The organism is Leclercia sp. M50 (genome assembly GCF_037150775.1).
Classification (GTDB): Bacteria; Pseudomonadota; Gammaproteobacteria; order Enterobacterales; family Enterobacteriaceae; genus Enterobacter.
This window is the reverse complement of record NZ_JBBCPK010000014.1, coordinates 18,615-44,517: the sequence shown is the minus strand read 5'-3', so window position 1 is coordinate 44,517 and position 25,903 is coordinate 18,615. Positions and strand designations below refer to the sequence as shown.

The following is a 25,903-nucleotide window of genomic DNA, read 5'->3' as shown; positions in this document are numbered from 1 at the left end:
ACAGGGGAGAGTGGGCTAACGATTAAACCACCGTGTACCCTACAGACAACGGCGGTAACCCCCTCAACGACAGAGGCAAGCCTATGAACAATGCAACAAACGCAGTAAAACGCTGGTGGTACATCATGCCTGTCGTGTTTATCACGTACAGCCTGGCGTACCTTGATCGTGCGAACTTTAGCTTCGCGTCTGCCGCAGGCATTACGGAAGACCTGGGGATCACCAAAGGCGTCTCCTCGCTGCTGGGCGCCCTCTTCTTCCTCGGTTACTTCTTTTTCCAGATCCCTGGCGCCATCTATGCCGAACGCCGCAGCGTCCGCAAATTGATCTTCATCTGCCTGATCCTCTGGGGTGCCTGCGCCTCCCTCACCGGGGTGGTGAATAACATCCCGGCGCTGGCGGCCATTCGTTTTATTCTTGGCGTAGTGGAGGCGGCGGTCATGCCCGCGATGCTGATCTACATCAGCAACTGGTTTACCAAATCCGAACGCTCACGCGCCAATACCTTCCTTATTCTCGGCAACCCGGTCACGGTACTGTGGATGTCGGTGGTCTCCGGATATCTGATCCAGTCCTTCGGCTGGCGTGAGATGTTCATTATTGAAGGTGTGCCGGCCATTATCTGGGCCTTCTGCTGGTGGGTGCTGGTGAAAGACAAACCGGCCCAGGCCAAATGGCTCTCTGAAGATGAAAAAGCGGCCCTGCAGGCGCAGCTGGATAAAGAGCAGCAGGGACTGAAAGCGGTGCGTAACTACGGCGAAGCCTTCCGCTCCCGCAACGTGGTACTGCTGTGCATGCAATATTTCACCTGGAGTATCGGCGTTTACGGTTTTGTTCTGTGGCTGCCGTCTATCATCCGCAGCGCGGGCGATAACCTCGGCATGGTTGAAGTGGGCTGGCTCTCCTCCGTACCTTATCTGGCAGCAACCATCGCCATGATTGTGGTCTCCTGGGCGTCGGACAAACTGCAAAACCGCAAGCTGTTCGTCTGGCCGCTGCTGTTGATTGCCGCCTGTGCCTTTATCGGCTCGTGGGCAGTGGGCGCTAACCATTTCTGGATCTCTTACACCTTGCTGGTGATCGCCGGTGCGGCGATGTATGCCCCGTATGGTCCATTCTTTGCCATCATCCCGGAAATGCTGCCGCGTAACGTGGCGGGCGGCGCGATGGCGCTTATCAACAGCATGGGTGCGCTGGGCTCGTTCTTTGGTTCATGGTTCGTGGGCTATCTGAACGGTGTGACCGGCGGCCCGTCAGCCTCGTACATCTTTATGGGGGTGGCGCTTTTTGCCTCGGTGTGGCTTACTTTAATTGTTAAGCCTGCTAATAATCAAAATATTCCCGTCGGCGCACGCCACGCCTGAATCCTTTTAAAATCAACGGAGATTAGCATGAAGCCGTCCATCATTTTGTATAAAGCCCTGCCTGATGCCCTGCAGCAGCGCCTTGAAGAGCATTTCACCGTTACCCGGGTTAACAACCTGAGCCCGGAGACGGTACAGCAGCATGCTGAGGCGTTCGCGGGTGCCGTCGGGCTGCTGGGCTCCAGCGAAAAGGTGGATGCCGCGCTGCTGGAAAAAATGCCTGCGCTGCGTGCAACCTCGACCATCTCGGTAGGCTATGACAACTTTGACGTCGATGCGCTGAATGCCCGCAACATCCTGCTGATGCACACGCCAACCGTACTCACCGAAACCGTGGCGGATACGCTGATGGCGCTGGTGCTCAGCAGCGCGCGTCGCGTGGTGGAAGTGGCCGAGCGCGTTAAAGCCGGCGAGTGGACCAAAAGCATCGGTCCGGACTGGTTTGGTGTCGATGTGCATGGCAAAACGCTGGGCATTGTCGGGATGGGCCGCATCGGCATGGCGCTGGCCCAGCGCGCCCACTTCGGTTTCAACATGCCGATTCTGTATAACGCGCGCCGCCAGCATAAAGAGGCTGAAGAACGCTTTAACGCCCGCCCCTGTGACCTGGATACCCTGTTGCAGGAAGCGGACTTCGTCTGCCTGATCCTGCCGCTGACCGATGAAACTCACCATATGTTCGGCAAAGCGCAGTTTGAGAAGATGAAGAAATCCGCCATCTTTATTAATGCAGGACGCGGACCGGTGGTGGATGAACAGGCGCTGATTGCAGCGTTGAAAAACGGTGAGATCCACGCCGCGGGGCTGGACGTATTTGAGCAGGAGCCGCTACCGGTCAGCTCAGAACTGCTGAAAATGCCAAACGTGGTCGCGCTGCCGCATATTGGCTCCGCCACCCACGAAACGCGCTATAACATGGCGGCCTGTGCGGTGGAAAACCTGATCGACGCCCTGCAGGGCAAGGTGGATAAAAACTGCGTCAATCCGCAAGTTAAGCCTTAAACGAAAAAAACCCGCCAGAGGCGGGTTTTTAAATCCTTTCGCTGAGTTGGAAGCTTACAGGCTTACAACGTTACCAGCTGCTGGGCCTTTAGCGCCGCTTTCGATGGTGAAGGAAACTTTCTGACCTTCGTCCAGAGATTTGTAGCCATCGTTCTGGATAGCAGAGAAGTGTACGAACACGTCTTTAGAGCCATCGTCAGGAGTGATGAAGCCGAAACCTTTATCAGCGTTGAACCATTTTACCAGACCAGTCATTTTACCAGACATAGATATTACCTTTTAAAAATTTGTTTTGCCTTCCGGCGCGATGATGGAATGTGTTACAGATTTTTAAGCGATGAAGGAAGGGTCACTACGAAGGGTATCTAAGATAACGCATCTGGACTGCTTAACTAAACTGCTCTAGGTCTGTGTAACAAACCGACGAGGTGTATTAAGACATAGTTCGCGGATCAAAGACAAGCTTTATTTTCAGAGAAGATAAAAAACCCCGCTTTGCAGCGGGGTTTTTTATTCTGGAATGTGCCCGGCGGCGCTTCGCTTGCACGGGCCTACAGATTTGTAGGCCAGCTAAACGCAGCATGGCCCGGCAAAATGCGAGTACGTTTTCAGACGTTATTCCGTTGCGGCCATCGCCGCGCTCCACGCCTGGCTGAACGCCTGATGCTGCGCGGCCAGCGGCCCAATCAGCGCATTGTACTGGCTGGCCTGCTGCGAGGTCGGGAACTGAATGCCGTTGGAGACAAAGCTCACCTGGGTGCCCTGCTGGGAAATATAATCTGCTACCTGCACCAGCTGCTGTGTAAAGATCTGGGCTGCTGGAATAAGCGGCTGCAGAGCTTCGGCAGGTTTGGTCACCACTTTTTCATACACTTTGTCGAACACAGGCTTGAGATCTTCGCCCTGCTTCAGCGCAGAGCGCGCGCCATCGGCCTGCATTTTGGCGTTCTGCAGCTGCTGGCCCAGCACACCCAGTGCGCCGTTTGACTGGCTCAGCGGTTCGCGCTGGGTCACGTAATCCTGGGGTACGCGAATTGCATTCACGCTATCCACCACCGGACGCAGTCCGGCGTCCATCGCCTGGTTCACCTGCTGTGAATAACCATACAAAATGGCATAGTCAGAAACGAAGGGACCAAACTGTTTTTTCTGATCCGCAGTCAGCGTTGGCAAACGCTCGCCACTACGCATCGCAGTATTTTGCAGGAAGTCGATAAACGCTTTGCGCTGATCCCCTTCCTTATCGAAACACCCACTCAGGCTAACTATCATTAACAACGCCGCAAGCGGCGCAAACCAGCGAGAGCAGGGCTTTCCTGTCGCCATTGTTATTACTCCTTTCACCCAAAAAAGCGCACACCGGCACACGCGTGCCCAACGGTGACAGAATAGTCCAGGTCAGGCCCGCAAGATACCCTTTTCATGTAAAACGACTATTGCCATATAAATTCTTACCATTTACAAAAAAATACCTGATGCTATGGCGCTACAGAATAATCAAGTCATTAGCATACTCAGTCGGTTCGCAAAGCGAGCCAGCGAAACGTATCTCTAACAATTAATCACGCACGTTACGATCTGTTCTCAGTTTTAGCGACTATTCTTAAATTGCTCTCTAATGTTCACGATCCCGCAGTGTGATTTATGAGGAGTTCTCAATGGAATTAAAAGATCCTATGTTTGATCTGCTAAGCAGTCTGGAACAGATTGTTTTTAAGGATGCACCGCAGACGGTTACCCGTTCGCAAAAGTCCAACCCCTTTACGGAATTTGAGCGCTTACGCAAAGGGACAGGGATGAAAACCGATGATTTCGCACGAGCAATGGGTGTCAGCGTAGCGATGGTTCAAGAGTGGGAATCAAAAAGAGTGAAGCCCTCCATGACCGAGCTGAAGCTGATGAGCCTGATTCAGGCTAACCCGGCACTCCGCAAGCAGTTGACTGAATAGTTATATTTTAGCCCCCGCATTTGCGGGGGTTTCTGTTTCTATCACCGCCTTTTACCACGCCACTCTCCGTTCAGCCACGCCAGTTCATGGGTCAGCTTCAGCCCATCCAGAAAAACGTCGTCATGCGATACTACCAGCAGTGCGCCTGTAAAGCCTGCCAGCGCCGCCTCGATAGCACGTGTCGAGGCCAGATCCAGATGGTTAGTCGGTTCATCGAGCAGCAAGAGCTGCGTCGCCTCTTCCCGCCACAGCACGCAGGCCAGCGCCGCTTTTAAGCGTTCGCCGCCGCTGAGCGCTGAAAGCGGGAGCGTCACCCGATCGGCGCCCAGCTGCAGCTGGGCCAGACGGCTGCGGAGTATCCCCTCCTCCAGCGGCGTGTTATGCAAATTGAGGTGGGAGATAACGGATTGCGTCAGATCCAGCTGCGATAAGTGCTGGTCGAGATATGCCACCGTGACCGACGTCCGGCAATGTCCCGAAACAGGCTGGCACTGGCCGAGGATGGCTTTCAGCAAGGTGGATTTCCCGCAGCCATTCGGCCCCCGCAACGCCACCCGCATCGGCCCATCCATGCGCCAGTTAAGCGGCGCCATCGTGATGTGCGGCAGCACCAGATCCTCCAGCACCAGTACCTGTTTCCCCTCCGCAATCTGGCTGCCTGGCAGGGTAAACATCACCGGGTTTTCCTCTTCCACCCGCTCCCGCGCCTGAGTGACCGCCGCGTTCATCGCATCCTGTTGCTCATGATGCTGTTTGCGCCACGCGCCCGGACGCTCCTTTGCTGCCCCTTTATACTTAACGCGCTCAAACGAGGCGATATTAAGACTATCCACCGTGCGCAGGGTTTTCGCCGACCGGCGCAGGCTGTCATCATGCTCCTTTTGCAGACGGGCGCGGGTGCGTTTGCGCTCGGTGGTTGCATGCTCAAGTGCCGCGCGGGCGGCCTGCTGCTCCGCATTCCGCTGGCGCTGATAGTCCGCGTAATTGCCACCGTAGCTGTGTAACCCCGACGCGCTGAGTTCCAGTATGCGCGGCACCTGTGCCAGCAGCTCACGATCGTGTGAAGCGACCAGCACGCAACCGGCATGCCGGGCAAGTTGCTCGTAAAACCACGCCCGCCCCTGCCTGTCGAGGTGGTTGGTGGGTTCGTCCAGTAGCAGAGAGTCCGCATTCGCCGTAAACGCGCCGCACAGCAGAGCGCGAACCCGCTCGCCGCCGCTCAGTTCAGCGGCCAGCCTGTCGGGATCAAACGGTGCAAGCCCCGCGCCGATAAACGCCTCGCTCAGTCGTTCCGTTAAATCCCAGTAACCGTCGAGACGCTCCAGATCCTCAGGCAGATAATCACCACTGTCGATACGCCTGCGGGCCGCGAAAAGGTCTTCATAGCCAAGCAGCTGAGCCAGCGTGGTGTAGGGGGAAATATTGTGCTGTTGCGCCACATAGCGGTGCGTGCCGAAACGTTCGATATGGCCGCTGGCAGGCACGTCCAGCCCGGCCAGCAGGCGCAGAAGACGGGTCTTGCCGCTGCCGTTACGGCCAACCAGCGCGCACAGTGACGGCTCCAGCGAGAGATTCAGCGGACCAAAAAGGGTATCGCCTGTCGGAAACTGGCAGGTGACCTGATGCAAAATAAAAGAAGGGGGTTGCGCAAAATGAGCCATAAGCACTCCTGAATGAAATCAAAACATCCCCTGCCGACGCGGTGGCGTTTAGCAAGGATCGAAATTCATCAGTCGTGTTTGTTCATTTTTGGGGGGCGCTCCAGAGGGAAAAAAGTAACCGGGGACAGGATAGCGGGTTTTTATTCAGGGTTTCAAGGTTAAATTTTCAACGGCACGCCATAAAAAAACCCGCCGAAGCGGGTTTTTTAGCAAGCGTAGCGCCGCCGGGCAAAAGCCCGTTACTGCAGCAGCGAGATATCCGCCACGCGCAGGAACAGCTCGCGCAGTTTTTCGAGCATAGAGAGACGGTTAATACGCAGATCTTTATCCTCTACGTTGACCATCACTTTCTCGAAGAAGGCGTCGATAACATCACGCAGTTCGGCCAGTTCCACCAGCGCTTCCTGGTAGCGACCTTCTGCGAAGACTGGCTCCAGCTTGTCGCGCAGCACCACAACCTGCATCGCCAGAGCGATCTCTTCCGGCTCTTTCAGCGTCGCGGCGTTCACTCGCTCGTTCAGCTTTTCATCGGACTTCGCCAGGATGTTGGAGACACGCTTGTTGGCCGCCGCCAGGGCAGATGCCGCTTCCAGGGTACGGAAGTGGGAGACCGCCTTCATACGGGCATCGAAATCGGCCGGACGGGTCGGACGACGCGCCAGCACCGCCTGAATGGTGTCCACGCTATAGCCTTCGTCCTGATACCAGGCGCGGAAGCGACCCAGCATAAAGTCGATCACCTCATCCACTACGTTGGTGTTGGTCAGCTTGTCGCCGTACAGACGCACCGCTTCTTCCGTCAGGGTCTGCAGATCGAGGTTCAGGTTCTTCTCAACGATGATACGCAGCACGCCCAGCGCAGCACGACGCAGCGCAAATGGGTCTTTATCCCCTTTCGGATGCTGCCCGATACCGAAGATACCCGCCAGGGTGTCCATCTTGTCGGCGATCGCCACGGCACAGGCAACCGGGTTGGACGGCAGATCGTCACCGGCAAAGCGCGGCTGATACTGCTCGTTCAGGGCCACGGCCACATCTTCCGCTTCGCCATCGTGACGCGCGTAGTGCATGCCCATCACGCCCTGGGTGTCAGTAAATTCAAACACCATGTTGGTCATCAGGTCGCACTTGGAGAGCAGACCGGCGCGGGTAGCGTGGTTAACGTCGGCACCGATTTCACGGGCGATCCAGCCAGCCAGCTCTGCAATACGGTCGGTCTTGTCGCGCAGGGTACCCAGCTGCTGCTGGAACAACACGGTTTGCAGGCGTGGGAGGTGATCTTCCAGACGCTTTTTACGGTCGGTATTGAAGAAGAACTCCGCATCCGCCAGACGTGGACGAACCACTTTCTCGTTACCGGAGATGATCTGCACCGGATCTTTCGATTCGATGTTCGCCACGAAGATGAAGTTCGGCAGCAGCTTGCCGTCGTTGGCATAGACCGGGAAGTACTTCTGGTCACCTTTCATGGTGTGAACCAGCGCTTCCGCCGGAACCGCGAGGAACTTCTCTTCGAACTTCGCGGTCAGCACAACCGGCCATTCCACCAGGGAGGTCACTTCTTCCAGCAGGCTGTCGCTCAGATCGGCTTTACCGCCAATCTGGCGGGCCGCTTCTTCCGCATCGGCTTTAATTTTGGCTTTACGCTGTTCGTAGTCAGCAATGACTTTACCGCGTTCCAGCAGGATTTCCGGATACTGATCGGCGTTGTCGATGGTGAACTCTGGCTCGCCCATAAAGCGGTGGCCGCGGATCACGCGATCGGACGCGACGCCCAGAATGGTGGCAGGAATAACGGTATCGCCCAGCAGCAGAGTCACGGTGTGAACCGGACGCACGAAGTGCACGTCGCTTGCGCCCCAGCGCATCAGTTTGGGAATCGGCAGCTTCGCCAGCGAGGTGGCAATCATGTTCGGCAGCAGCGCTTCTGCGCTCTCGCCTTTCACATGGGCGCGATAGAGCAGCCATTCGCCTTTGTCGGTGGTCAGACGCTCGGCCTGGTCAACGGTAATCCCGCAACCACGCGCCCAGCCTTCTGCCGCTTTGCTTGGTTTACCTTCAGCGTCGAACGCCTGGGCAATCGCCGGGCCGCGCTTTTCAACTTCGCGATCGGGCTGAGACGCCGCCAGGTTTGCCACTTTCAGCGCCAGACGACGCGGGGCAGCAAACCACTCAATTTTACCGTGTGCCAGGCCAGCGTTATCCAGCTCAGCAGTCACGTTCGCAGCGAAAGATTCAGCCAGGCTGCGCAGGGCTTTTGGTGGCAGCTCTTCGGTGCCGATTTCCACCAGGAAAGTTTTCTCAGACATGGCCGCCTCTTATTTGTTTCGGTTGCACATCGGGAAGCCAAGGGCTTCACGGGACGCATAGTAAGCTTCTGCAACGGCTTTGGTCAGGGTACGAATACGCAGAATGTAGCGCTGACGTTCAGTCACGGAGATCGCTTTACGGGCGTCGAGCAGGTTGAAGCTGTGGGCGGCCTTCAGAATACGCTCGTAGGCAGGCAGCGGCAGCGGAGTCTCCAGCGCCAGCAGCTGCTGGGCTTCTTTCTCATACTGCTCGAAGCAGGTGAACAGGAAGTCCACGTCCGCGTATTCAAAGTTATAGGTGGATTGTTCCACTTCGTTCTGATGGAACACGTCGCCGTAGGTGGTTTTACCCAGCGGGCCGTCGCTCCAGACCAGGTCGTAAACGCTGTCTACGCCCTGAATATACATGGCCAGACGTTCCAGACCGTAGGTGATTTCACCCGTAATCGGTTTACATTCCAGACCGCCAACCTGCTGGAAGTAGGTGAACTGCGTCACTTCCATTCCGTTCAGCCACACTTCCCAACCCAGACCCCAGGCACCCAGCGTCGGGTTTTCCCAGTTATCTTCCACGAAACGAATGTCATGAATGGTCGGATCCATACCCAGCTCTTTCAGCGACCCGAGATACAGTTCCTGAATGTTGTCTGGCGATGGCTTAATCACCACCTGGAACTGATAGTAATGCTGTAAACGGTTCGGGTTTTCACCGTAGCGACCATCGGTCGGGCGGCGGGATGGCTGTACATAGGCGGTAGCCATCGGCTCTGGCCCCAGTGCACGCAGGCTGGTCATCGGGTGTGAAGTGCCGGCGCCCACTTCCATGTCCAAAGGTTGAACAATGGTGCAGCCCTGGCGAGCCCAGTAATCCTGTAAGGTCAGGATCAGGCCCTGGAAGGTCTTAGTATCAAACTTTTGCATAGTATTTCGTGCTGGATACGTGTGGTTTTAAATGGAAGGGTTCAGTATACCCGCTGAGTGCAAGATATACAGTACGAAACGGGGTTGTTTAGGGAAAATTGGGAAATAAGCATAGCTGACAGCGCCCTGCAGACGCAGCCAGCACATTAAGCGACTATCTCAACGCATCGAAAGGTGTAAAAAATGGCCATCTGCGTCAAAAGAACAGATGAAACTCTCATTGCGGGCAGTGAAGCCCTGCATCTCATAGCTGCCCTGAAACTGCTCAAAGGCGGTGACGTCGATTTTTTGCGCGCCGGTATTGTAGCGCTGGGCCGCCCGATCCTTACACAGCTGTTCCATATCCAGGGAACGCTCCGGGCTGACTTTTTGGGTTTGCGCTTTTTGCGCCGGGGTGGTCTCCTGAGCCGCGCAGCTGGCCAGTAGCGCGGGTAGCAAAAGCCATATCGCACGCATCATCATTTATATTACCGCCCTCTGCTGTGGCTGTTATTTTTAAACTCTAAACTTTATAGATTATGGCCCGGCATTCTGCGAATCTCACCGCCCCGGCACAAGCAGGACGATGCAAACTCAGAATTTTCCAACGAGCGTCTGAATCAATATCACAGTCAGACTCTTTTTAATGTGTAAACAGAGGGATGGATGCAGGAAAAAATTAACTGGATTGATAATTTGCGGGGAATCGCCTGTTTGATGGTGGTGATGATCCATACCACCACCTGGTATATCACCAACGCCCCCGCCGTCAGTCTTATAAACTGGGATATCGCCAACGTGCTCAACTCCGCCTCGCGGGTGAGCGTGCCGCTCTTTTTTATGATCTCCGGCTATCTCTTTTTTGGCGAACGCAGCGCGCAACCGCGCCACTTTTTACGCATCGGTCTGTGCCTGCTGTTTTACAGCACCGTGGCGTTCCTCTATATCGTGCTCTTTACCTCGATCAACAGCGAGCTGTCGCTGAAATACCTGCTGCAAAAGCCGGTCTTCTATCACCTGTGGTTTTTCTTTGCCATTATCGTGATTTATCTGCTCTCCCCGCTGGTGCAGGTGAAAAGCACGAGCGGCAAAATGCTGCTGGCGCTGATGGTCGTGATTGGCATCGTGGCGAACCCCAATACGGTCTCGCAAAAAATGGGCGGGTTTGAATGGCTGCCCATCAATCTCTATATCAACGGCGACACCTTCTATTACGTGCTGTACGGCATGCTGGGCCGCGCCCTGGGTATGATGGATACCCGCAAACGCTGGCTGAATGCCCTGTGCGCCGCCCTGTTTATTGCCGCGGTGGCGATAATCTCCCGCGGTACGCTGCATGAACTGCAGTGGCGTGGCACCTTCGCCGATACCTGGTATCTCTACTGCGGCCCGATGGTCTTTATCTGCGCGGTTTCGTTATTTACCCTGGTGAAAAACACGCTCAATGCGCGCCCCCTGCCGCTGCTGGGGTTAATTTCACGGAACTCGCTTGGGATCTACGGTTTTCACGCGCTGGTGATCCACGCTCTGCGCACCCGTGGCGTGGAGTTAAAAAGCTGGCCGCTTCTGGATATCGTCTGGATCTTCTCCATAACGGTGGCGGTCAGCCTGTTGCTGTCGATGCTGCTACAGCGCATTGATACGCGCAGGTTTGTGAGCTGAGTGTGCGGCTTGTTTGCCCGGCGGCGCTTCGCTTGCACGGGCCTACAAGGCTGTGCAAACGAAGCGCCACCGGGCGCTGTATCAGGCGATCTCTTTCTGTTCTGCGATCGTATCAGACGAAGTCTGCACCGCACTGTCCCGCACGTTTTTTTGCACGGCCACCGCACCAAATAAGCTTAAGAAGAACGCAAGACCATAAAAGCCCTTCTCGCTTAGCAACAGAGTGGCATTCCACAAACCCACCACTAAAAGCGCGACGGCGATAATGAATGCCGTAAGGCACGTCATATAGTAGAGCGACGTCGTCGGGATCCCTTCATATTTGTCACGAACGGTTTTCTGATAAGAGGCTGCAGAAAACAAGCCAAGGATAATGACCGCAAAGTAATACCCTTTCTCATTGAGCTGCATATCCGCATTCCATAAACCAACCAGATAGCTAATGATCCCACCAAGAAGCGCAAGCCAGGATACGGCATTAAAAGCAGGGGAGCTATTTGTCACGTCTCTTTCCATTTTCACGTAAACCTCACCAGGGAACTGAACAAGGCATTATGGATGAAGTCTTGCGATCCACTGCAATGAAGGGCACGGAGAAGTATGAATTCGGAAAAAAACCATACAAATAAATAATTATTTAGAATCAATTATTTAAAATATAGAGATGGATAGGCCGGGTTAGGCGAAGCCGCCACCCGGCGCTGTATCACGACATCAGTGGCAGAAGCTGCTGATAGATTTTGCGGAACACGTCGCGACGCCCGGCATAGCGGGCATGACGATCGGGGTCCGGGGTGTGCTGCTGTTCAAGCGCCAGCTGTGGCAACAGCGACGCCAGCGGCTTGCCCGGATTCATTGCAATTTGCGCCAGTCGCGCCGCACCCAGCGCAGGCCCGACATCCCCGCCGGTACGGTAATCGAGCTGTTGTCCGCTGATATCCGCCAGCATCTGGCGCCAGTAAGGGCTACGCGCTCCCCCGCCAATCAGCGTAATGCTGGATGGTTGTAACCCGCACTCATGCACCACATCCATCCCATCGGCCAGCGCATAGCCCACCCCTTCCAGCACCGCTCGCGCCAGCTCAGCCGGGCCGTGTTGATGGGTTAAGCCAAAGAACACCCCTTTCGCCTGGGGGTTGTTATGCGGCGTGCGCTCGCCGGACAGATAGGGCAGGAACCAGACGGTATCGGCGTTTTCATCCGCCTGCTGCGCGGCATCGAGCAGGGCCGGCACGCTCTCTAATCCGGTCAGTTTCGCCGCCCAGTCCAGGCATGACGCCGCACTGAGCATCACCGACATCAGATGCCATTTGCCCGGCAGCGCATGGCAGAAACTGTGCACCGCGCTGTCAGGGTTACTGCGGTAGCCGTCGCTCACGGCGAAGTAAACGCCGGAGGTGCCCAGCGACAGCATCGCCTGCCCGGCATCGGCCATGCCCACGCCAACCGCGCCGGCGGCGTTATCCCCGCCCCCCGCCACGACCGGAACGGCCGGCATATTCCACTGCTGCGCCACCGACGGCAGCAACGTGCCCGTCTGCTCACAGCCTTCAAACAGCGCTGGCATATGGTCGCGGGTGAGATGGCAGGCTTCGAGCATCGTCTCGCTCCAGTCACGCTTTGCCACGTCGAGCCACATGGTGCCAGCGGCATCGGACATATCGCTGGCGTACTCTCCGGTCATGCGCAACCGCAGATAATCTTTCGGCAGCAGTATCTTCGCTACCTGGCTAAAAATTTCGGGTTCATGGCGCTGCACCCACAGCAGTTTCGGGGCGGTAAAGCCCGGCATCATCAGGTTGCCGGTGATCTCCCGTGAGGCCGGGACGCGCTCTTCCAGCAGGGCGCACTCTTCACCGCAGCGACCATCGTTCCATAAAATCGCCGGGCGCAAAACGCGGTTGTCCTTATCCAGCAGCGTGGCGCCATGCATCTGTCCGGCAATGCCCAGCGCTTTTACCTCGCGCAGAGAGTGTTGCTCGCCAAGCGCTTTCAGGGCGCGATCCGTGGCCAGCCACCAGGCTTCAGGATCCTGTTCAGACCAGAGCGGGTGTGGCCGTGAAACGTGCAGTTTTTCTGTTTGCGTTGCCAGCACGTCGCCCTGTTCATTTAACAGAATGGCTTTCACACCCGATGTGCCAAGATCGATCCCGATATACATTGCGGTGACTCCTTTAACAGAAATGCCCGGACGCTTGCAGCGGTTCCGGGCCTGGGCTAACCGTAAGCCGGACAAGCGTCGCGCTGCCCGGCAATACCCGGTTACTTATCAAACAGATAATGATTCACCAGATTTTCCAGCAGTTCCTGATGACCGCTCTGGTGCTGCGGCGCAAGGTTATGCTGTTCAGCGTACTTCGCCAGTTCGGTCAGTGATAACTGGCCTTTCAAAATTTGCTGACCCAGCTCACTGTTCCAGCCGCCGTAGCGTTTCGCCACGCGCTTATCCAGCTCGCCATCTTCAATCATGCGGGCAGCCACTTTCAACGACAGCGCCATGGTATCCATCGCCCCGATATGACCATAGAAGAGATCGTATTTATCGGTGCTCTGACGGCGCACTTTGGCGTCAAAGTTCAGGCCGCCGGTGGTGAAGCCACCCGCTTTGATAATTTCGTACATCACCAGCGCGTTTTCTTCCACGCTGACCGGGAACTGGTCGGTATCCCAGCCGAGCTGCGGATCGCCGCGGTTGGCATCTACGGAGCCGAAAATGCCCAGCGCGATAGCGGAGGCGATCTCGTGATGGAACGAGTGACCCGCCAGCGTCGCGTGGTTGGCTTCGATATTCACCTTGATCTCTTTTTCCAGCCCGAACTGCTTCAGGAAGCCATACACCGTCGCCACGTCGTAGTCATACTGGTGCTTGGTCGGCTCCTGCGGTTTTGGCTCAATCAGCAGCGTACCCTGGAAGCCGATTTTGTGTTTATGCTCGACAACCATCTGCATGAAGCGGCCAATTTGCTCGCGCTCCTGACGTAAGTCAGTATTGAGCAGCGTTTCGTAGCCTTCACGTCCGCCCCACAGCACATAGTTTTCCCCGCCCAGCTTATGGGTGGCATTCATCGCCGTCACCACCTGCGTGGCCGCCCAGCTGAAGACTTCCGGGTCCGGGTTGGTGGCAGCGCCTGCGCCATAGCGTGGATGGGTAAAGCAGTTGGCAGTGCCCCACAGCAGCTTCACGCCGCTCTGCTGCTGTTTTTCGGCCAGCACATCGACCATCTGCGCAAAGTTATTCAGATACTCTTTCAGCGAAGCGCCTTCCGGTGAAACGTCCACATCGTGGAAGCAGTAATAAGGGACATTCAGCTTGTGGAAGAACTCAAAGGCGACATCCGCTTTGCGTTTTGCCAGCTCCAGCGCTTCACCTGGCTGCTGCCACGGACGATCGAATGAGCCCACGCCAAACATATCGGCACCGTTCCAGCAGAAGGTGTGCCAGTAGCAGGCAGCGAAACGCAGGTGATCTTCCATGCGCTTACCCAGCACCAGCTCGTCCGGGTTGTAATGACGAAACGCTAAAGGATTTGAGGATTTCGGACCTTCATAACGAACGCGATCGAGTTGATCGAAATAAGCTTGCATAGTGAGCTCCATAATCAGGGATACAGCAAAGAGTTGATACTGGAGTAATACTGAATAGGGATCGCAGGTTGCTCAATTACGTTATTTCACACTGCTATTGAGAGAATGCACAAACGTGCGCTGGCTCGCAAAATCAATTTGCAGACAAACAAATTTCACTGCACAAATTCCATAATCACGTGTAATTAAGAGCTTATGTAATTTAAAATTCGATCGCGGTCATAATTTCGAAAATAAACCAAATATCATAACGAGAAGATAAAAATCTGTAATTGCCAGCCTGCCATTCCCCGTTAAGAATTTGCTACGTCTCTTGCAATGATTGTTTCTTTTATCTCAGCAACCTAACCCTACAAAAGGCAATACAATTATGAAGATAAAGAACCTGTGCCTCACTCTTTGTGCATCGCTGCTGCTGGCGAGTACGGCGAGTCATGCAAAAGAAGTTAAAATCGGCATGGCGATAGATGACCTCCGTCTGGAACGCTGGCAAAAAGATCGCGATATTTTTGTCAATAAGGCAGAAGCATTAGGTGCGAAAGTTTTCGTCCAGTCTGCCAATGGCAATGAAGAAACGCAAATGTCGCAAATCGAAAATATGATAAACCGCGGCGTCGATGTGCTGGTTATTATTCCTTATAACGGTCAGGTTTTAAGTAACGTGGTAAAAGAAGCCAAGCGCGAAGGGATTAAAGTGCTGGCCTACGACCGCATGATTAATAATGCGGACATTGATTATTATATTTCCTTCGACAATGAAAAGGTCGGCGAATTACAGGCGCAAAGCCTGGTTGCCAAAGTTCCACAGGGCAATTACTTCCTGATGGGCGGCTCCCCGGTGGACAACAACGCCAAACTCTTCCGCGCCGGACAGATGAAGGTGCTGAAGCCCTATATTGATGAAGGCAAAATCAAGATCGTTGGCGATCAGTGGGCGGACGGCTGGTTACCTGAAAACGCGTTAAAAATTATGGAAAACGCCCTCACCGCCAATAATAACAAAATCGATGCCGTAGTGGCCTCTAACGATGCGACCGCAGGCGGCGCTATTCAGGCACTCAGCGCCCAGGGGCTGGCCGGAAAAGTGGCGATCTCCGGGCAGGATGCGGACCTCGCCGGGGTGAAACGTATTGTGGCAGGTACCCAGACCATGACGGTATATAAGCCGATCACCGAGCTTGCCACTACCGCCGCAGAAATTGCCGTTGAGCTTGGCAATGGCCAACAGCCTAAAGCGGACGCCAGCTTAAACAACGGCCTGAAAGATGTGCCTTCCCGACTGCTTACCCCTATCGAAGTCAATAAAGAGAACATTGACGCCACCGTTGTGAAAGACGGTTTCCATAAAAAGAGCGAACTGTAATCCATCATCGCCCCCGGCTTGCGGGGGCACATCGACTTGTACTGTTTTCCTTCGGGTCATGTGGAGCAGTTATGTCTTATTTACTTGAAATGAAAAGTATCACCAAAGCGTTTGGCGCGGTGAAGGCCGTCGACAACGTCAGCCTGCGCTTAAACCCCGGCGAGATCATGTCGTTATGCGGCGAAAATGGCTCGGGCAAATCCACCTTAATGAAGGTTTTGTGTGGCATCTATCCTCACGGCAGCTACGAGGGTGAAATTGTCTTTTCCGGCGAAACGCTGCAGGCCACGCATATCCGCGACACCGAGCGCAAAGGGATCGCCATCATTCACCAGGAGCTGGCGCTGGTGAAGCATCTGACCGTGCTGGAAAATATCTTCCTCGGTGCCGAGGTAACCCGCCACGGCGTCCTGGATTACGACACCATGACCTTGCGCTGCGAGAAGCTGCTGGCGCAGGTCAGTCTGACGATCTCCCCCGACACCCGGGTGGGCGATTTAGGTCTGGGACAGCAGCAACTCGTGGAGATCGCCAAGGCCCTGAACAAACAGGTGCGTCTGCTGATCCTCGATGAACCAACAGCATCGCTGACGGAACAGGAAACCGCGGTATTGCTGGACATCATTCGTGACCTGCAAAACCACGGGATTGCCTGCATTTATATCTCCCACAAGCTCAACGAAGTGAAAGCGATTTCGGACACGGTATGCGTAATTCGCGACGGGCAGCATATCGGCACCCGGGAAGCGCAGGGGATGAGCGAGGACGACATTATTACCATGATGGTGGGCCGTGAGCTGACCGCGCTCTACCCGAACGAACCCCACACCCTGGGGGAAGAGGTGCTGCGCGTGGAGCATCTTACCGCCTGGCATCCGGTGAATCGCCATATTAAACGGGTCAATGATATCTCTTTCTCGCTGCATCGCGGTGAGATCCTGGGGGTGGCCGGGCTGGTTGGCGCCGGGCGCACCGAGGCTGTGCAGTGTCTGTTCGGCGTCTGGCCTGGCCGCTGGGAGGGCAGCATCTTTATTGATGGGCAGCAGGTAGAGATCAAAAACTGTCAGCAGGCCATCGCCCAGGGTATCGCGATGGTGCCGGAAGATCGCAAAAAAGATGGCATCGTACCGGTGATGGCGGTGGGCAAAAACATCACCCTTGCCGCATTAGATCAGTTCAGCGGCACGCTGAGCAGTCTGGATGATGCCGCGGAACAGCACTGCATTCTTCACTCTTTACAGCAGCTGAAAGTCAAAACTTCCTCCCCGGAGCTGGCGATTGGCCGCCTGAGCGGGGGCAATCAGCAGAAGGCGATCCTCGCCCGCTGCCTGTTGCTCAACCCGCGCATTCTGATCCTCGATGAACCGACCCGCGGGATTGATATCGGTGCGAAATACGAAATCTACAAGCTGATCAACCAGCTGGTCCAGCAGGGTATCGCCGTGATTGTGATCTCCTCGGAGCTTCCGGAAGTGCTGGGTCTGAGTGACCGGGTACTGGTGATGCACGAAGGAAAACTGAAAGCCAACCTGATAAACCAGAACCTGACGCAGGAACAGGTGATGGAAGCCGCACTAAGGAGCGAACGCCATGTCGAAAAGCAACCCCTCTGAGTTAAAAGTCACGGCACCCGCACCGGGTCTGTTTTCCGGGCTAAAAGCGCTCAATCTGCAGGTGTTTGTCATGATTGCCGCTATCGTGGCGATCATGCTGTTCTTCACCTGGATGACCGACGGCTCCTATCTCAGCGCGCGTAACGTCTCCAACCTGCTGCGCCAGACCGCCATTACCGGCATTCTGGCGGTGGGGATGGTGTTTGTGATTATCTCCGCGGAAATCGACCTCTCCGTGGGCTCAATGATGGGCCTGCTGGGGGGCGTGGCGGCGATTTTCGACGTCTGGCTGGGCTGGCCGCTGCCGCTCACCGTGGTCGTCACCTTGTTACTCGGTCTACTGCTCGGCACCTGGAACGGCTGGTGGGTGGCCTACCGCAAAGTACCGTCGTTTATCGTCACGCTGGCGGGAATGCTGGCCTTCCGCGGCATTCTGATTGGTATCACCAACGGCACCACCGTCTCCCCCACCAGCGCCTCCATGTCGCAGATTGGGCAGAGCTATCTCTCCGGCGGAGTGGGTTTTACCCTCGGCGCGATTGGCCTGATGGCGTTTGTCGCCTGGCAATGGCGCGGCAGAATGCGCCGGCAGGCGTTAGGGTTAGCCACAACGCCTTCCACCTCTGTCGTTGGGCGTCAGGCGCTGACGGCGGTGATCGTGCTGGGGGCAATCTGGCTGCTGAACGACTATCGTGGCGTGCCAACGCCGGTGCTGATACTGGTTCTGTTATTACTGGCAGGCATGTTTATGGCGACCCGCACCGCCTTTGGCCGGCGTATTTATGCCATCGGCGGCAACCTTGAAGCCGCACGTCTGTCAGGTATTAATGTTGAACGCACCAAACTTGCCGTCTTTGCCATTAATGGCCTGATGGTTGCCGTAGCGGGCCTGATCTTAAGCTCGCGTCTGGGTGCGGGCTCGCCGTCTGCCGGGAATATTGCCGAACTCGATGCCATCGCCGCCTGTGTCATCGGCGGAACCAGCCTTGCCGGAGGTGTCGGTAGCGTCGCAGGGGCAGTTATGGGGGCATTTATTATGGCGTCGCTGGATAACGGAATGAGTATGATGGACGTCCCGACATTCTGGCAGTATATCGTTAAGGGTGCCATTTTATTGCTGGCGGTATGGATGGATTCCGCTACCAAACGGCGCGCCTGAGGATGCCTTTTCATCTGTCACTGATACTGGAAAAATAGCGCCATGTTTGAGAAGCGTCACCGCATTACGTTGTTATTCAATGCCAACAAAGCTTATGACCGTCAGGTCGTCGAGGGCGTTGGGGAATATTTGCAGGCGTCGCAATCCGAGTGGGATATTTTCATCGAAGAAGATTTCCGCACGCGAATCGAAAATATCAAAGACTGGCTGGGCGACGGCGTCATCGCGGATTTTGACGACGCCGTTATCCAGCAACTGCTGGTCGATGTCGACGTCCCCATCGTCGGCGTCGGCGGCTCTTACCACCAGCCGGAACACTACCCTGCCGTTCACTATATCGCCACCGACAACCACGCCCTGGTAGAGAGCGCGTTTCTACATCTCAAAGAAAAAGGGGTTCACCGCTTCGCCTTTTATGGCCTGCCCACCTCCAGCGGAAAACGCTGGGCGGCGGAACGGGAATACGCTTTCTGTCAGCTGGTCGCAAAGGAGAAGTATCGCGGCGTGGTTTATCAGGGGCTGGAAACGGCCCCGGAAAACTGGCAGCACGCGCAGAACCGTCTTGCCGACTGGCTGCAAACCCTGCCGCCGCAGACCGGCATTATCGCCGTGACCGATGCCCGCGCCCGGCACGTGCTGCAGGTGTGCGAACATCTGCATATTCCGGTGCCGGAAAAGCTGTGCGTCATCGGGATCGATAATGAAGAGCTCACCCGCTACCTGTCACGCGTGGCGCTGTCGTCCGTGGCGCAGGGAACACGTCAGATGGGCTATCAGGCGGCCAAGCTGCTGCACCGGCTGCTGGATAACGAAAATCTTCCTCTGCAACGTCTGCTGGTGCCACCGGTTCGTGTGGTGGAGCGACGCTCAACGGATTACCGCTCGCTGAACGACCCGGCCGTCATTCAGGCCATGCACTACATTCGTAACCACGCCTGCAAAGGCATCAAAGTGGATCAGGTGCTGGATGCGGTAGGGATTTCGCGTTCAAATCTGGAGAAGCGCTTTAAAGAAGAGGTGGGCGAGACGATCCATGCGGTTATCCATGCAGAGAAACTGGAGAAAGCCCGCAGCCTGCTGATTTCGACCTCGCTCTCCATTAACGAGATTTCGCAGATGTGCGGTTATCCGTCGTTGCAGTATTTCTATTCGGTCTTTAAAAAAGAGTATGACACCACGCCGAAAGAGTATCGCGATCGCTACAGTGAAGTACTGATATAAATAAAAAAGGCCTTCCGGATGGAAGGCCTTTTTTTAAGATTACATATGAGCGGCAATTAAGCGCTGGTTATCCTGGTACATCGCAAACAGATAGTTGTTATAGCGTTGGCCCTGGGTTGAGTAACCTTTCAGCTTGTGGATCATCGTGCTCGCCGTCACTTCCTGATCTGCTTTACGCAGCTGCGCACGCGACTTACGGAAGGATTTATAGGCCGGATGCGTGTTCAGGTTCACAACATACGCATTCACGGAATCTTTTACCGATTCAAACTGCGAGTAACCTTTCACTTTGCCGGGCGCATTGTTACAACGACCTTTCGCACATTTCATGCCAAACAGGTTGTTATTACTACGGGCCAGCTTAGAGGTACCCCAGCCACTTTCGGCTGCTGCCATCGTTGCGACCATGCTGCCTGGGATGATATCCACACGCTCAAGCAAGGTGTTCCACGGTACACGACGTGTGTTCCCGTTCCAGCTCACTTTATAGTTTTTGGCTATCTCTTTCAGGCGCGCACGCTCGGACGGCGACCAGCGGCTGTCGTACTGCTTGGAAATAAGCCAGTTACGATCCGCCGTAATCGCGGCATTTTGACTTGTAATGTAAGGCATTACCGTCCGGAGAAACGCTTTTTTCCTTGGTGTTCCGGAAGGGTATTTTCGCAAATCAGGAAGTGAACTACTCTTTGCACTATTGCGAGAATACTCTTGTTTACTGCTAACCTTACTACTTGCTGTCGTCTTTATGACGTGGGCTTTCTTACTCGTTGTATCCGTGTGCGTCTTTGCAAGCACCCCACCAGAAAATGCCGTGGTGAGTAACATGAGTATCGCAGCCCCATATCGTCGAATGGGAGTCGATATCATTAGGTCTCCTGGTCGGATAGAAACATTCCAACACCTTATTTTTTTCGAAAATTGAGAGGCGAATCTCAAATCCTAGCAAAAATAGACGAGAAGAGCACCATTAGAAATAGTCCAAATCCGAAACCCTGTCACCTGGAATCTGCGCGTTTCAGCATCATTCTCGCGAAAACGTGCTCAATATCGCAGTTAAATAGCGTACTTAGCGTGAGATCACTCACCCTCGTTGCTCCTCCCTGCGCGATAGCGCCAGGGGATGAGTTTGCCCACTAGAATAGATGGCAAACTGAGCAAAATGCTGTGACAGGAAAATGGTATGAAACGTTCTGCTCTCGCTCTTCTGTTCTTGCCTGCACTGGCCAGCGCCGACTGGTCTGCCCCCGGCTTTCCAGCCTTTACCGCTGAAGGATCGGGGGTCTTCACGGCACAGGCAAAGCTGACGAAGGGTACCCGCCCGCTGACGTTGAGTTTTGACAAGGCGTGCTGGCAACCCACTAACGCCATAAAACTCAACGAGATGATGTCACTGAAGCCGTGCGAGGGCGATCCGGCGCAGTGGCGCATCTTCCGCGACGGGGATTATCAGGCACGAATTGATACCCGCTCCGGCACGCCAACGCTGATGTTGACCGTTGCCAGCGCCAGCGAACAGGCGGTGGCATCGGTAGTGCGCCAGTGCCCCAAATGGGACGGCAAACCGTTGACGCTCGATGTCAGCAATACCTTCCCGGAAGGAAGCGTGGTGCGTGATTTTTACAGCAAACAGACCGCGACGGTGCAGCAGGGTAAAATTACCCTGCAACCCGCACCGGGGAGCAACGGCCTGCTGTTACTGGAGCGGGCAGAAACGGACAAGCCCGCCCCGTTCAGCTGGCAAAACGCCACTGTCTATTTTGTCCTGACCGACCGGTTTGAAAATGGCGATCCGGCCAATGACAACAGCTATGGGCGCCATAAAGATGGTATGCAGGAGATCGGCACCTTCCACGGCGGCGACCTGAAAGGGCTCACCAGCAAGCTGGATTATCTGCAGCAGCTTGGCGTTAACGCCCTGTGGATCAGCTCCCCGCTGGAACAGATCCACGGCTGGGTCGGGGGCGGAACGAAAGGCGATTTCCCGCATTACGCCTATCACGGCTATTACACCCAGGACTGGACCCGGCTCGATGCCAACATGGGTACGGAGGATGATTTACGTCAGCTGGTGGATGAAGCTCACCGCCGGGGGATCCGCATCCTGTTTGACGTGGTGATGAATCACACCGGTTACGCGACGCTGGCGGACATGCAGGCGTACCAGTTCGGGTCGCTCTATCTGCAGGGCGAAGAGCTGAAGAAAACCCTGGGCGAACGCTGGACCGACTGGAAACCGGGGGCCGGCCAGAGCTGGCACAGCTTTAATGACTACATCAACTTCAGCGATAAAGCGGGCTGGGAAAACTGGTGGGGCAAGAAGTGGGTACGCACCGATATCGGTGATTATGACAATCCCGGCTTCGACGATCTGACCATGTCGCTGGCCTTCCTGCCAGACCTGAAAACGGAATCGACCACCCCATCAGGCTTACCGAATTTTTATCGCCACAAGCCCGACACCCGGGCGAAGGCCATTGACGGTTACACGCCCCGGGATTACCTCACCCACTGGCTGAGTCAGTGGGTGCGTGAATACGGCATCGACGGTTTCCGCGTTGATACCGCCAAGCATGTTGAGCTGGCGGGCTGGCAGCAGCTGAAAGACCAGGCCAGCGATGCCCTTAAAGCATGGAAAGCGGCCAACCCGGAGAAAAAACTCGACGATGCCCCGTTCTGGATGACCGGTGAATCCTGGGGGCACGGGGTAATGCAGAGCGATTACTACCGTCACGGCTTCGATGCGATGATCAATTTTGATTACCAGGAGCAGGCGGCCAAAGCGGTAGATTGTCTGGCCGACATTGACCTGACCTGGCAGCAGATGGCGGAAAAGCTGCAGAGCTTTAACGTCCTGAGCTATCTCTCCTCTCACGATACCCGTCTGCTCCGCGAGGGTGACCAGCGTGCGGCAGAGCTGCTGTTGCTGGCGCCGGGCAGCGTACAGATCTTTTATGGCGATGAATCTGCAAGACCGTTCGGCCCGACGGGCTCCGATCCCTTACAGGGCACGCGCTCGGACATGAACTGGCAGGATATCAACGGCTCGCAGGCTGCAACCGTCGCCCACTGGCAGCGGCTCGGGCAGTTCCGCGCCCGCCATCCGGCCATCGGTGAAGGCAGACAAACCACGCTGACGATGCCTCAGGGCTACGGCTTTGTCCGCGAGCATCAGGGCGACAAGGTGATGGTGGTGTGGGCGGGTAATCGCTGATCGGCTGGGGCAAAATCCCTCTCTTACGGGAGAGGGGTGCAGGATAAATTGCTACCTGATGGCAAACTAACAACATAAAGTCACACATCTTCGTTTCGACGCTGATTTGCACCTGCGCAGTTGTAGCGTTATGGTGAGCCACACTTAGAACACGCTCGACAGATCACCTGCTATGACTTTTTCACTTTTCGGCGACAAATTCACCCGCCATTCAGGCATTACCCGCCTGATGGAGGATCTCAACGACGGGCTGCGCACACCGGGCGCCATCATGCTCGGCGGCGGTAACCCGGCACAAATCCCTGAGATGAACGCCTATTTTCAGACGCTCCTCGCGGACATGCTGGAAAATGGCAAAGCCAGAGATGCGCTGTGCAATTACGACGGCCCACAGGGCAAAACCGAGCTGCTTGCTGCCCTCGCTGAGATGCTGCGCGACACCCTCGGCTGGGAGATTGATCCACAGAACATTGCTCTGACAAACGGCAGCCAGAGCGCGTTTTTCTACTTATTTAACCTCTTCGCGGGACGACGTGCCGACGGCACCACCAAAAAGGTGCTCTTCCCGCTGACGCCGGAGTACATCGGTTATGCCGACTCCGGCCTTGAGGACGATCTTTTCGTCGCCGCGCGCCCGAACATCGAGCTGTTGCCGGAAGGCCAGTTCAAGTATCACGTCGATTTTGAGCATCTGCATATTGGCGAAGAGACCGGGATGATCTGCGTCTCGCGCCCCACCAACCCGACCGGCAACGTCATCACCGATGAAGAGCTGATTAAGCTGGATGCGCTGGCGAACCAGCATGACATTCCGCTGGTGATTGATAACGCCTATGGGGTGCCCTTCCCGGGCATTATCTTCAGCGAAGCGCGCCCGCTGTGGAACCCGAACATTGTCCTGTGCATGAGCCTCTCCAAGCTGGGTCTGCCGGGTAGCCGCTGCGGGATTATCATCGCCAATGAGAAAATCATCACCGCCATCACCAACATGAACGGCATCATCAGCCTCTCCCCTGGCGGGATCGGCCCGGCAATGATGTGCGAGATGATTAAGCGCAACGATCTGCTGCGCCTGTCCAACGAGGTGATTAAGCCCTTCTACTATCAGCGCGTCCAGGAGACCATTGCGACTATCCGCCGTTATCTCCCGGAAGAGCGCTGTCTGATCCACAAACCCGAAGGGGCAATTTTCCTCTGGCTGTGGTTTAAGGATCTACCGATCACCACCGAGCTGCTCTATCAGCGCCTGAAAAAGCGCGGAGTATTGATGGTGCCGGGGGATTATTTCTTCCCGGGGCTGGACAAGCCGTGGCCGCACACCCACCAGTGCATGCGCATGAACTATGTCCCGGACCCGGAAAAAATCGAAGCGGGCGTGAAGATCCTCGCCGAGGAGATCGACCTCGCTTGGCGGGAAAACGGTCAGTAAGGATTTATGCCAGATAACGCAGCCGTTCGGCACGTAATCTGGCAGGATCGACACAACTTAACGCGCGGGTTGGACAGGCCTCCACGCAGGCAGGTCCACCTTCGCGGTGCGCGCAACGGTCGCACTTCAGCGCCTGCACCGCTTCTGCCTCTCCCGTCACCTGCATCGCCCCGAACGGGCAGGCAATCATGCAGCTTTTACAGCCGATACAGCGCTGTTGCTCTACCCGCCATACCCCCTGCTCACGCTGGATCGCCTGCGTCGGGCAGACGTTGGCGCAGGGGGCATCTTCACACTGGTGGCAGGTGACCGCCGTAGTGAACGTTCCGCCTTTCACCACCCGGATGCGGGAGGTAAAGGTCTTTGCCGTCACAGCGGCACAATTCTGGTTCTCCTGGTGCGATACCACGCAGGCCACTTCGCAGGTGCGACAGCCAATACATTTCGCCGGGTCCGCAACAATAAACGGGTTCATCGCCTGCTCCATCCTTGTTGAAAAAGTCAGGTTGCCAGAGTGTTCAGGGCACGCGCTTTGATCAGACGGGGCAAAAAGTCACTTTTGTGCGTCCTGCCGCGAATACTGGCCATTTGCCACAGCGCTCAGGCGGAATTGATGTGCTCCTTGCAGTAGCGGCGCTTCCAGACGCCGGGCGTTAACCCGGTATGCTTACGAAAAATTTGCCGGAAATATCCGGTGTCGTTAAACCCGCAGCGCACCGCCACCTCCTTGAGCGACACGGCATCATTAAGCAGTAACTTCTCCGCGGCCCTGACGCGCTGACGGTGGATAGCCTCGGTGAGCGTCAGATGAAAGACCCGACGAAACACCCGCCCCAGATAATCGGCGTTGCAGTGCAGCTCCCGGGCAAGCTGCGACGTGGAGAGCGGCCGGTGAAACTGCGTGCTGATCAGCTGCCGCGCCTTCCACGCCAGGCTGACGCCCGCTTCGTCCGGGGCGAGCTCCTGCCCGGGCATGACTGAGAGCTGTTGCAGGATCAGCAGCAGAATAAATTCCAGCGCCGGGCTGCGCTGGAGCTTCTCCTGTTCGGTCAGAAATTGCCGGAACAGGGCAATCATCGCCTGCGGATCGCCGGTTTTGCCGTGCTGCTGCACCGACAGCAGCGTACTCAGGGATGACGGCGCGGCCTGCTCGTGAACTTCAAAATGCAGCCAGTAAAAGCGTAAATCGGCAGGAAAATCTTCAATCCCCTTGTGTCGGCGGTGGGGCCACAGGAGCAGACTTTCTCCAGCATGGACCTCAAACAGCGTCGTATCCTCCTGGATCGTTAATGTCCCCTTTTCCACAAAGATGACCTCCCAGGAGTCGAGCCTGCGCGCCGGATGTCGCCCGACGCCCCGGGAGATAAAATAGCCGCCATTCTGCACCCTGATCGGAAGCGCTATGGATAATTCGAGCATGGTTATTCAATTCCTCGCTATTTATGAGCCAATTTTCTCTCTTTATCCCTGATTAT

22 protein-coding genes are annotated in these 25,903 nt (G+C 55.8%); 10 read left to right on the top strand and 12 right to left on the bottom strand.

The features are described from left to right. The first annotated feature begins 83 nt into the window (after nt 1-83). Both WFM46_RS05445 and ghrB read left to right on the top strand, forming a co-directional pair. The gene (locus WFM46_RS05445) at nt 84-1,364 is read left to right on the top strand and encodes an MFS transporter (protein WP_336997214.1); all 1,281 of its coding nucleotides are present in this window, start codon (nt 84-86) and stop codon (nt 1,362-1,364) included. 27 nt (nt 1,365-1,391) lie between these two features. Beyond that, a complete protein-coding gene (ghrB, locus tag WFM46_RS05440; RefSeq protein ID WP_103177779.1) occupies nt 1,392-2,366 on the top strand; it encodes a glyoxylate/hydroxypyruvate reductase GhrB in 975 nt (324 codons plus the stop codon). A 54-nt stretch (nt 2,367-2,420) separates the two neighbouring features. Here ghrB and cspE read toward each other — a convergent pair whose 3' ends face one another. Together cspE and WFM46_RS05430 are read right to left on the bottom strand one after the other, a co-directional pair. Then, entirely contained in the window at nt 2,421-2,633 is a 213-nt protein-coding gene (cspE, locus tag WFM46_RS05435; RefSeq protein ID WP_032615822.1) for a transcription antiterminator/RNA stability regulator CspE, read from the bottom strand. A gap of 348 nt (nt 2,634-2,981) precedes the next feature. After that, nucleotides 2,982-3,692 (bottom strand): DUF3053 domain-containing protein, encoded by a 711-nt coding sequence (locus WFM46_RS05430; RefSeq protein ID WP_103177778.1) that lies wholly within the window; start codon nt 3,690-3,692, stop codon nt 2,982-2,984. A gap of 332 nt (nt 3,693-4,024) precedes the next feature. Here WFM46_RS05430 and WFM46_RS05425 point away from each other — a divergent pair, with 332 nt between their 5' ends. Then, nucleotides 4,025-4,315, top strand: coding sequence for an HTH-type transcriptional regulator (locus tag WFM46_RS05425; RefSeq protein WP_103177777.1), 291 nt, complete (start codon nt 4,025-4,027; stop codon nt 4,313-4,315). Nucleotides 4,316-4,356: 41 nt separating this feature from the next. On the opposite strand, the gene WFM46_RS05420 is transcribed toward WFM46_RS05425, so the two are convergent. The 4 genes from WFM46_RS05420 to WFM46_RS05405 all read right to left on the bottom strand — a co-directional run bounded on the left by WFM46_RS05420 (nt 4,357) and on the right by WFM46_RS05405 (nt 9,668). Then, nucleotides 4,357-5,976: an ABC-F family ATP-binding cassette domain-containing protein gene (locus WFM46_RS05420; protein WP_336997213.1), complete on the bottom strand. Its 1,620-nt coding sequence runs from the start codon at nt 5,974-5,976 to the stop codon at nt 4,357-4,359. 239 nt (nt 5,977-6,215) lie between these two features. Next, on the bottom strand, nt 6,216-8,285 hold the full coding sequence (glyS, locus tag WFM46_RS05415) for a glycine--tRNA ligase subunit beta (RefSeq protein ID WP_103177775.1): 2,070 nt from the start codon (nt 8,283-8,285) through the stop codon (nt 6,216-6,218). A gap of 9 nt (nt 8,286-8,294) precedes the next feature. Next, the gene (glyQ, locus tag WFM46_RS05410; protein WP_003860141.1) at nt 8,295-9,206 is read right to left on the bottom strand and encodes a glycine--tRNA ligase subunit alpha; all 912 of its coding nucleotides are present in this window, start codon (nt 9,204-9,206) and stop codon (nt 8,295-8,297) included. 159 nt (nt 9,207-9,365) lie between these two features. Then, entirely contained in the window at nt 9,366-9,668 is a 303-nt protein-coding gene (locus WFM46_RS05405) for a YsaB family lipoprotein (protein ID WP_103177773.1), read from the bottom strand. A gap of 183 nt (nt 9,669-9,851) precedes the next feature. On the opposite strand from WFM46_RS05405, the gene WFM46_RS05400 reads away from it, so the two are divergent. After that, nucleotides 9,852-10,847, top strand: a complete 996-nt coding sequence (locus WFM46_RS05400) for an acyltransferase (protein ID WP_263950078.1) — start codon at nt 9,852-9,854, stop codon at nt 10,845-10,847. Nucleotides 10,848-10,928: 81 nt separating this feature from the next. Here the strand turns inward: WFM46_RS05400 and yiaA are convergent, their stop codons facing one another. The 3 genes from yiaA to xylA all read right to left on the bottom strand — a co-directional run bounded on the left by yiaA (nt 10,929) and on the right by xylA (nt 14,432). After that, nucleotides 10,929-11,363 (bottom strand): inner membrane protein YiaA, encoded by a 435-nt coding sequence (gene yiaA / locus WFM46_RS05395; RefSeq protein ID WP_180209482.1) that lies wholly within the window; start codon nt 11,361-11,363, stop codon nt 10,929-10,931. A 190-nt stretch (nt 11,364-11,553) separates the two neighbouring features. Further along, nucleotides 11,554-13,008 carry a xylulokinase gene (gene xylB, locus WFM46_RS05390; RefSeq protein ID WP_180209481.1) on the bottom strand — a complete coding sequence of 485 codons (1,455 nt, stop codon included), beginning with the start codon at nt 13,006-13,008 and terminating at the stop codon, nt 11,554-11,556. Between the two features lie 101 nt (nt 13,009-13,109). After that, nucleotides 13,110-14,432, bottom strand: coding sequence for a xylose isomerase (xylA, locus tag WFM46_RS05385; protein ID WP_114316199.1), 1,323 nt, complete (start codon nt 14,430-14,432; stop codon nt 13,110-13,112). A gap of 370 nt (nt 14,433-14,802) precedes the next feature. Between xylA and xylF the strand changes: the two genes are divergently transcribed. From xylF to xylR, 4 genes are all read left to right on the top strand, one after another. Beyond that, nucleotides 14,803-15,795: a D-xylose ABC transporter substrate-binding protein gene (xylF, locus tag WFM46_RS05380; RefSeq protein ID WP_103177768.1), complete on the top strand. Its 993-nt coding sequence runs from the start codon at nt 14,803-14,805 to the stop codon at nt 15,793-15,795. A gap of 71 nt (nt 15,796-15,866) precedes the next feature. Then, nucleotides 15,867-17,408: a xylose ABC transporter ATP-binding protein gene (locus tag WFM46_RS05375; protein ID WP_336997212.1), complete on the top strand. Its 1,542-nt coding sequence runs from the start codon at nt 15,867-15,869 to the stop codon at nt 17,406-17,408. Further along, complete coding sequence (gene xylH / locus WFM46_RS05370; protein WP_103177766.1) at nt 17,386-18,567, top strand: xylose ABC transporter permease XylH; 1,182 nt, start codon at nt 17,386-17,388, stop codon at nt 18,565-18,567. The genes WFM46_RS05375 and xylH overlap by 23 nt, the downstream gene beginning before the upstream one ends. A 42-nt stretch (nt 18,568-18,609) precedes the next feature. Beyond that, nucleotides 18,610-19,788 (top strand): D-xylose utilization transcriptional activator XylR, encoded by a 1,179-nt coding sequence (xylR, locus tag WFM46_RS05365; protein ID WP_103177765.1) that lies wholly within the window; start codon nt 18,610-18,612, stop codon nt 19,786-19,788. A gap of 39 nt (nt 19,789-19,827) precedes the next feature. Here xylR and WFM46_RS05360 read toward each other — a convergent pair whose 3' ends face one another. Beyond that, complete coding sequence (locus tag WFM46_RS05360) at nt 19,828-20,655, bottom strand: protein bax (RefSeq protein WP_103177764.1); 828 nt, start codon at nt 20,653-20,655, stop codon at nt 19,828-19,830. A gap of 313 nt (nt 20,656-20,968) precedes the next feature. Between WFM46_RS05360 and WFM46_RS05355 the strand changes: the two genes are divergently transcribed. After that, nucleotides 20,969-22,999: an alpha-amylase gene (locus WFM46_RS05355; protein WP_336997211.1), complete on the top strand. Its 2,031-nt coding sequence runs from the start codon at nt 20,969-20,971 to the stop codon at nt 22,997-22,999. A 172-nt stretch (nt 23,000-23,171) separates the two neighbouring features. Next, complete coding sequence (avtA, locus tag WFM46_RS05350; RefSeq protein ID WP_103177762.1) at nt 23,172-24,428, top strand: valine--pyruvate transaminase; 1,257 nt, start codon at nt 23,172-23,174, stop codon at nt 24,426-24,428. A 4-nt stretch (nt 24,429-24,432) separates the two neighbouring features. Here the strand turns inward: avtA and WFM46_RS05345 are convergent, their stop codons facing one another. Continuing rightward, a complete protein-coding gene (locus WFM46_RS05345; protein WP_103824345.1) occupies nt 24,433-24,903 on the bottom strand; it encodes a 4Fe-4S dicluster domain-containing protein in 471 nt (156 codons plus the stop codon). 125 nt (nt 24,904-25,028) lie between these two features. Further along, on the bottom strand, nt 25,029-25,847 hold the full coding sequence (locus WFM46_RS05340) for an AraC family transcriptional regulator (RefSeq protein ID WP_103177760.1): 819 nt from the start codon (nt 25,845-25,847) through the stop codon (nt 25,029-25,031). Nucleotides 25,848-25,903: the final 56 nt, after the last annotated feature.

Excerpts from the sequence above, each read along its gene's own strand:
- avtA (WP_103177762.1), top strand. The coding sequence starts at position 23,172 with ATGACTTTTTCACTTTTCGGCGACAAATTCACCCGCCATTCAGGCATT.
- cspE (WP_032615822.1), bottom strand. The coding sequence starts at position 2,633 with ATGTCTGGTAAAATGACTGGTCTGGTAAAATGGTTCAACGCTGATAAA.
- xylA (WP_114316199.1), bottom strand. The coding sequence starts at position 14,432 with ATGCAAGCTTATTTCGATCAACTCGATCGCGTTCGTTATGAAGGTCCG.
- glyS (WP_103177775.1), bottom strand. The coding sequence starts at position 8,285 with ATGTCTGAGAAAACTTTCCTGGTGGAAATCGGCACCGAAGAGCTGCCA.
- glyQ (WP_003860141.1), bottom strand. The coding sequence starts at position 9,206 with ATGCAAAAGTTTGATACTAAGACCTTCCAGGGCCTGATCCTGACCTTA.
- WFM46_RS05360 (WP_103177764.1), bottom strand. The coding sequence starts at position 20,655 with ATGATATCGACTCCCATTCGACGATATGGGGCTGCGATACTCATGTTA.
- WFM46_RS05400 (WP_263950078.1), top strand. The coding sequence starts at position 9,852 with ATGCAGGAAAAAATTAACTGGATTGATAATTTGCGGGGAATCGCCTGT.
- WFM46_RS05420 (WP_336997213.1), bottom strand. The coding sequence starts at position 5,976 with ATGGCTCATTTTGCGCAACCCCCTTCTTTTATTTTGCATCAGGTCACC.
- xylF (WP_103177768.1), top strand. The coding sequence starts at position 14,803 with ATGAAGATAAAGAACCTGTGCCTCACTCTTTGTGCATCGCTGCTGCTG.
- WFM46_RS05355 (WP_336997211.1), top strand. The coding sequence starts at position 20,969 with ATGAAACGTTCTGCTCTCGCTCTTCTGTTCTTGCCTGCACTGGCCAGC.
- WFM46_RS05340 (WP_103177760.1), bottom strand. The coding sequence starts at position 25,847 with ATGCTCGAATTATCCATAGCGCTTCCGATCAGGGTGCAGAATGGCGGC.
- ghrB (WP_103177779.1), top strand. The coding sequence starts at position 1,392 with ATGAAGCCGTCCATCATTTTGTATAAAGCCCTGCCTGATGCCCTGCAG.
- WFM46_RS05345 (WP_103824345.1), bottom strand. The coding sequence starts at position 24,903 with ATGAACCCGTTTATTGTTGCGGACCCGGCGAAATGTATTGGCTGTCGC.
- WFM46_RS05405 (WP_103177773.1), bottom strand. The coding sequence starts at position 9,668 with ATGATGATGCGTGCGATATGGCTTTTGCTACCCGCGCTACTGGCCAGC.
- WFM46_RS05425 (WP_103177777.1), top strand. The coding sequence starts at position 4,025 with ATGGAATTAAAAGATCCTATGTTTGATCTGCTAAGCAGTCTGGAACAG.
- xylB (WP_180209481.1), bottom strand. The coding sequence starts at position 13,008 with ATGTATATCGGGATCGATCTTGGCACATCGGGTGTGAAAGCCATTCTG.
- WFM46_RS05430 (WP_103177778.1), bottom strand. The coding sequence starts at position 3,692 with ATGGCGACAGGAAAGCCCTGCTCTCGCTGGTTTGCGCCGCTTGCGGCG.
- WFM46_RS05445 (WP_336997214.1), top strand. The coding sequence starts at position 84 with ATGAACAATGCAACAAACGCAGTAAAACGCTGGTGGTACATCATGCCT.
- WFM46_RS05375 (WP_336997212.1), top strand. The coding sequence starts at position 15,867 with ATGTCTTATTTACTTGAAATGAAAAGTATCACCAAAGCGTTTGGCGCG.
- xylH (WP_103177766.1), top strand. The coding sequence starts at position 17,386 with ATGTCGAAAAGCAACCCCTCTGAGTTAAAAGTCACGGCACCCGCACCG.
- yiaA (WP_180209482.1), bottom strand. The coding sequence starts at position 11,363 with ATGGAAAGAGACGTGACAAATAGCTCCCCTGCTTTTAATGCCGTATCC.
- xylR (WP_103177765.1), top strand. The coding sequence starts at position 18,610 with ATGTTTGAGAAGCGTCACCGCATTACGTTGTTATTCAATGCCAACAAA.